Genomic DNA, 6,318 nt, shown 5'->3' with positions numbered 1-6,318 from the left:
GCGGCCGCCGGGGCCCCGCCCCGCCCCGCCCCCGGCGGGGGGGCGCCGGGCGCGGCCCCCCCCCCCCCGCCGGCGGTCCGGCCGGCTCCGGGGTCCCTTCGACGGCGCGCGCCAGCAGGGTGCGTACGGTCTCCGGCCCGGCCCCGTAGGAGAGCGTGGCCATCACCCCCGGCCCGTGGAGGGCGTACCGCACCTCGCCGCTGTCCCCCTCGGCGGCCGGCAGCGCGTCCCCGCCCCCGACGGGCAGGGTCGGGACGTCGGCGCGCGGCAGGGCGCCCGCAAGGGGTTCCAGGTGCAAGGTGTCGGCGCGGTCGGCCACGGCCCGCCGCCCGGAGCACCGGGCCTGGGTGCCGGCGTGCCCGAGGTAGAGGGTGGGCAGGTCCAGGCGCAGGCAGGCCCCGGGATCGCGGTCGAGGTCGACGACCCGCCAGTCCGCGGGAAGGGTCAGGTGCAGCCCCCGGTAGTCGACGGAGCGCCCGCCGTCCGCGGCGAGGGCGGCCGGGAGAGGCGTGAGGGAGGCGAGGGGCAGGAGCAGGAGGGCGCCGAGGAGGCCGCGCAGCGGTGTTCGGGAGGGCATGGGGCCCACTGCTACACCGCGCTCCCCTCGACCGCGCCGCGACGCCCCGCGGATGACCCCGTCCGGCCGACAGGGCCCGTGCCGCGTGGCCGGGCGGAGCGGTGCGCACCCCCACGGTGCACCGTCCCGCCCGGCCGGGCGGGTTCCGTCCGGCAGGTCAGCAGTCCCGTGTGCCGGGCGGGGGCTTGAAGACGGCGTCCAGGACGCCGTCGCGGTCCACGTCGATCAGCACCCAGTCCAGCGTCGAGTCCTTGGCCGGCAGCCGCAGGCTGTGCGGCAGGTCGCTCTCGACGAGATCCCGCCCCACGTAGGCGACGGACAGGACGCCGCCGCAGCCCGAGGGCGCCGGGGGCAGGCTGCCGTCGACCTTGCCGTCCGAGGGGCCCACGGCGAGGGTGAGCGTACGGAGCGGGGTGTAGGTGAACTTGTAGCCGGCCGAGTCGGCGGAGTGGGTCATGTCCACCCGGAAGAAGCCGAGCTTCACCGGGACCGGCTCGCAGGGCGGCTGGGTCTTCACCAGCCGGAAGTACATCCCGTCGTCCACCATGAAGAGGGCCTGGGAGTCGGCGCGGTCGCTGCTCTTGAGTCCCTTGAGGTAATCGGTCAGGGCGCGGGCGTCCAGGCCCGTGGTCGAGGTGCACGGCAGGGTCGGCACGGGGGCGGGTGCGGCCGAGGGGATGACGCCCGAGGAGGCCGGGGCGGAAGCGGAAGCGGAAGGGGAATCGGAAGGGGAAGCGGAGGGGGACGCGGAGGCTTTGGACCGTGCTGCTCCGCCCCTGGTGTCCGCCCCCGGCCCCGCGCCTGAGCAGCCCGCGAGGACGAGAGCGGAAAGGGACAGGAACGCGCTGGCGCGCAGGCGTAATCGACGCATCGGGACTCCCAACGGGCAGGACCGGAACCTCTTCGATGCTGACAGCCGGGCCGCGCGGGCGGCATCCGTAGAACCACCTAGGTAGCCCGCACGTATCCCCGGCGCCGAAGGCGGGTACCGGTTCCTGCGGGGAGGCACCATGGTGGACAGGACTCCGCTGGTCGGCCGGGGGGCCGAACTCGACCGGCTGGACGCGGTGATCGGTGCGGTGGTCGGCGGGGCGGAGGGTGACGCTCCGGGCGTGGTCGACCTCACGGGACCGGCGGGCATGGGCAAGAGCCGGCTGCTCACGGAGGTGTGCCGACGGGCCCGGGCCCGCGGCCTGACGGTGCTGCGCGGCCGGGCCACGGAGTACGAACGGCACATCCCCTTCCGGCTGTTCACGGACGCCTTCGCCGACCTGGACCCGGAGGCGACGCGCGGGCAGGAGGCCGACCCCGCGGTGGCCCCCGTGTTGTACGGGACGACGGGCGCGACGGGTCGGACGGGCGCGGACCCGGACCGGGCCCCTTACGGCGGTTCGGACGCCCTCGGCGGGCCGGATGCGCCGGTGGACCGGTTCGTCGTGCACCGGGCGGCGGCGCGGATGCTCACGGTCCTGGCCCGGAGCACCGGCGGCGGACGGCTGGGGCTGCTCATCGCCCTCGACGACCTGCACTGGGCCGACCCCGCCTCGCTCGAACTCCTCGATCACCTCGTGCGCCACCCCCCGCGCGGGCCCGTGATCCTCGTCGTGGCCCGCCGGGACCGGCAGACCTCGGCCTCCCTCGCCGCCGCGCTCACCCGGGGCGTCGACACCGGCGCCGTCCTGCGGCTGGACCTCGGCCCGCTCCCCGAGCGGACGTGCGTGGAGCAGCTGGCGCCGGGACTGCCGCCCGACCGCGCGGGCCGGCTGTACGCCGCCAGCGGGGGCAACCCGCTCTACTTCCTCACCCTGCTCCAGGGCCAGTTCGCCGTCCCGGCCGTCCCGGCGGGCGGGCTCGGCGCGCTGCTGCTGGACGAGCTGACCCCGCTGACCGCCGGGCAGCGCCGTACCGCCGAGGCGGTGGCGGTGCTCGGCGACCAGGCCACCGCACCCTTGCTCGCGCCGACCGCCGGGGTCGCCGGCCCCGGACTGCTCGACGGGCACCTCGCCGTCCTGTCCGGCCGGGACCTGCTGCGCCCCGGCCCCGGCGGGAGCTGGTCGCTGCGGCATCCGGTGCTGCGGACGGTGGTCTACGAGAACACCGAGCCCCGGGAACGCACGGGCCTGCACCGGCGGGCGGCCGCCGCGCTGGCCGGGGCGGGCGCGGCGGCCGCCGTACGGGCCCACCACGTGGAGCGGGCCCTGACCGGCTGGGACCCGCAGGCGGCGGCCGCCCTGCTGGAGGCGGCCGGGCAGGCGGAGACCACGGCCCCGGCGAGCTGCGCGCACTGGCTCGGGGTGGTGCTGGGGATCCTGCCGGACACACCGGAACACCGCGCCCGGCGCCGCGGACTGCTGCTGCGACGTGCCCGGGCGCTGAGCGCGTGCGGCGAGCTGCGCGCGAGCCGGGACCTCCTCACGTCCCTCGTCGCACAGGTGGACGGCGCCGACCCGGACGACGGGCTGCGCGCGGCCGCCGTCACCCTGAGCGCCTCGGTGGAGCGCCACCTGGGCCGGTACGGGGAGGCGGTCGCGCTGCTGCGCCGGGAGCTGTCGCGCGCCCCCCGCCCGGCCGACGCGCTGGCGCTGGGGCTGGAGCTGGGCTCGTGCGCGCCGCACGTCCTGTCGTACGACGAGGTACGGGAGGACGTGCTGCGGGCCTTCGGGCTGGCCCTGCGGCTGCGGAACGAGCCGGCCGCGGCGGGGGCGCTGACCACGGCCGCGCTCGGGGAGACGTACGGGGGTGACCCGGCGAGGGCCCGGAGGCTGGCCGACCGGGCCGCGGCGCGGGTCGACGCGCTGGCCGACCGGGAACTGGTCGATCTGTGCGAGCCGTTGGCCCGGCTGGCCTGGACGGAGTTCTACCTGGACCGGTACCCGGAGGCGGAGCGGCACGCGGACCGGGGGCTGGCGCTGGCCCGGCGGGTGGGCCCGCCGCACCTGCTGCCGCACCTGCTGGTGTGCAAGGCGGTCGTCCACATGAACACCTGCCGGCTGGAGTCGGCGCTGGAGCTGTCCGAGGAGGCGGAGAACATCGCGCGCGGCACCGGCAGCGACGAGCTCCTCGGCCTGGTGCTGGGCAACAAGGCCCAGGTGCTGATCCCTTACCTGCCGCCGGGCGACCCCGTCCCGCTCTCCGTGGCCCAGGAGGCGGTCGAGCTGGCCGGGGTGCGCAGCAGCTGGTGGGCCTCGCTGGGCTGGTGCGTCCTGAGTTACGCGGCCCTGTACTCCGGGGACCACCAGCGGGCCCGGTCCGCGATGCTGCGGGCGGGCCGCGGGCCGGAGCTCACGGGCCTCCAGCCGTCGATGCGCCCGCTGTTCCTGGAGGCCCTGGTCACCGCAGCCGTGGCGGCCGGGGACCTCCAGGAGGCGGAGTCCTGGGCGGCCCGGGCCGCCGAGGACGCGGCACGCCTGGGCCTCCCCAGCCAGCACGCTTCGGCCCTGCGCAGTGCGGCCGTGCTGCGGGAGGCGCGGGGCGAGCCGTCTGCGGCGGCGGACCTCTACGTCCGGGCGGCAACGGAGGCGGCCCGCTCCGGAGCCACCCTCTGGGAAGCCCAGGCCCTGCTGATGGCCGCTCCTCTCGCGGCCCGGTCGGGCGGCTCCCGCAGGGCGTCGACCCTGTGGCACCGGGGCCGGCGCCTGGCGGAGACGGGCGGCTCCCGCCTCCTCACAGGCCTGGCGGACCTCTTCCCCCCGACCGCGCCGGCCCCCGATCCGGCCCCCGATCCGGCCCCCGCCCAGACTCCCCTCCCCCAGCTCACCCCCCGCGAACGCGAGATCGCGGCCCTGGTGACGGAGGGCCTGACCACCCCGGCCATCGCGGCCCGCCTCTACCTCAGCCCCCGCACGGTGGACACCCACCTGTCCCACATCTTCCGCAAGACGGGCGTCACCACCCGGGCCGCCTTGGCCACCCTCACCGCGCGGTCCGCAGCATCTCCTTGAGTACGACGCCGTGCGCCCGTCCCCGGCCACCGCGCTCCCGATGAACCGGCGTTGTCAGTGCCGGCCCTTAGCGTGGGGGAAGTCGAACACGGCCCGAGACGCACCTCCGGGGGGACCCATGAAGCACACGTTCGAGGGACGACGCACCGCGCTCACGCTCGCGGCGACAGCGGCGGCCCTCGCCCTGGCCACCGGCACCGCCCAGGCGGCGGCACAGGACGAACTCCTGCCCCACCCGGGCCCCGACGGCCTGATCTGGGTACCCGAAGTGACCGGTTCCAGCGGCTTCGTCTCGGGCGGCCTTTCCCCGCGCCTGGACACCTACACCACGTTCGCCTGCGAGGGCGGCGGCAGCATGGTCGTGTCCTTCACCCTCGACGAACACCCGGACCGCAACCCGGCCCCCTTCACGCTGGACTGTCCCGCGGACACCCCGGCCCGCATCACCATCCCCCTGGGCACGGGCCTGCACGGCGGCTTCGGAGCCGTGGTCACCGCCTCGACCCCGACCCTCCGCTGGGCCGCCACGGTCGTCCAGCCCGAGTGACCGACCCCGCCGGCGGCTGCGGTACGGGATCAGCCCCGGCTCTTCACGCCCCGGATGAAGGAAGACCAGGCGGCAACCGGAAACACGAGCACCGGGCCGGCGCCGGCCAGCTTGGTGTCGCGGACGGGGACGATACCGGGGAGGTCGCCGGAGACCTCGACGCAGTCGCCGCCCTCTCCATTGCTGTAGGAGGACTTCCGCCAGGACAGGCCGTTCACGTCTGCGCGCATGTCGCGTACTCCTCCGCCACCGCCTCGATCAAGGTCAGGGACACCTCCGGCGACAGTGCAGCGGCCCTGGCAAGATCGTATGACCTCCAGTACCGCTGAACCAGCGCCGGATAGTCGAGCAACTGCCCCGCGTGGGGCCCCTCCGTGTAGGCCACGTCGGGCGCGTCGACGAACTGCAAGATACGCACGAGCGAGTTCAGCGCCCCATGGGCACCGGCCGAGAACGGCACCACCTGCACGGTGATCCGATGGGCCCGGACGTACGACGAGATGTGCCGCAACTGAGCGGCCATCACAGCAGGACCTCCGACCACCGTCCGCAGCACCGATTCGTGCAGGACTACCCACATCTCGGGGGACTCAGGGTCGACAAGGAGCTGTGCGCGTTCGATGCGAGCTGCCACCAGCGCTTCGACGCGCTCGGCGAGCGCGGTTGGGCTCGCCCCCCGGATCACGGCCCGGGCGTAGTCCTCCGTCTGGAGCAGCCCCGGAACAAGCGTGCAGGCGTAGTCGTACGTGGCGGTCGCTGCACACTCCAACTCGGCCACGGCCGCGAAATACTCGATGTGCTTGGACTTGAAGGCCTTGGCCAGGCGGAAGAAGTAGTCCCCGGTGTTGAGCTCCCTGTCGATCAGCTTGGCGATCTCAGGGCGCAGTCGGCGCTGCCCGCTCTCCATCATCCCGACGTACGACCCTGTGGCGAAGATTCGCTCGCCCAGTCCTTCCTGGGTCAGCCCCGCCGCCTCGCGCTTCCCCCGCAGTTCCTCACGCGCGAACTCGTCCGGCGTCTGCGCGCCACCCTCGCCGTTCGACTTGGCCATGAGCCAACTCCCCGCTTCCACAGTGCCCTCGCTCCGCGAAAGAGCGTAGTCCTCACGGCGAGGCCGGTTCAACGGAACGCAGTGAAACGACTACGCAACGCCACAGCGCCCGCCATCCCTGGTCGGGGACATGGCGGGCGCTGTGTCAGAGTTCCGCACTTCGTTGTACGGACCGTATGAGGGGTCCTCCCCAGAGGGAGGG

The 6,318-nt window shown here is 75.0% G+C and carries 5 protein-coding genes and 1 pseudogene; 2 read left to right on the top strand and 4 right to left on the bottom strand.

All coding sequences use genetic code 11. The annotated features are described in order from the left end of the window. Together ACFXGI_RS25680 and ACFXGI_RS25675 are read right to left on the bottom strand one after the other, a co-directional pair. Positions 1-577 (bottom strand): annotated as a pseudogene (locus ACFXGI_RS25680) (hypothetical protein); the annotation flags it as partial. 157 nt (positions 578-734) lie between these two features. After that, positions 735-1,232, bottom strand: a complete 498-nt coding sequence (locus tag ACFXGI_RS25675) for a hypothetical protein (RefSeq protein WP_384710990.1) — start codon at positions 1,230-1,232, stop codon at positions 735-737. Between the two features lie 355 nt (positions 1,233-1,587). Between ACFXGI_RS25675 and ACFXGI_RS25670 the strand changes: the two genes are divergently transcribed. Together ACFXGI_RS25670 and ACFXGI_RS25665 are read left to right on the top strand one after the other, a co-directional pair. Beyond that, positions 1,588-4,518, top strand: a complete 2,931-nt coding sequence (locus ACFXGI_RS25670) for an AAA family ATPase (protein ID WP_384710988.1) — start codon at positions 1,588-1,590, stop codon at positions 4,516-4,518. A gap of 118 nt (positions 4,519-4,636) precedes the next feature. Further along, positions 4,637-5,065, top strand: a complete 429-nt coding sequence (locus ACFXGI_RS25665; protein WP_384710985.1) for a hypothetical protein — start codon at positions 4,637-4,639, stop codon at positions 5,063-5,065. A gap of 29 nt (positions 5,066-5,094) precedes the next feature. On the opposite strand, the gene ACFXGI_RS25660 is transcribed toward ACFXGI_RS25665, so the two are convergent. Both ACFXGI_RS25660 and ACFXGI_RS25655 read right to left on the bottom strand, forming a co-directional pair. Beyond that, positions 5,095-5,295, bottom strand: coding sequence for a DUF397 domain-containing protein (locus ACFXGI_RS25660; protein WP_384710982.1), 201 nt, complete (start codon positions 5,293-5,295; stop codon positions 5,095-5,097). After that, positions 5,280-6,116 carry a Scr1 family TA system antitoxin-like transcriptional regulator gene (locus ACFXGI_RS25655; protein ID WP_384710979.1) on the bottom strand — a complete coding sequence of 279 codons (837 nt, stop codon included), beginning with the start codon at positions 6,114-6,116 and terminating at the stop codon, positions 5,280-5,282. The genes ACFXGI_RS25660 and ACFXGI_RS25655 overlap by 16 nt, the downstream gene beginning before the upstream one ends. Positions 6,117-6,318: the final 202 nt, after the last annotated feature.

The organism is Streptomyces sp. NPDC059355, assembly GCF_042752335.1.
Classification (GTDB): domain Bacteria; phylum Actinomycetota; class Actinomycetes; order Streptomycetales; family Streptomycetaceae; genus Streptomyces.
This window is presented reverse-complemented; position numbering and strand designations above follow the sequence as displayed.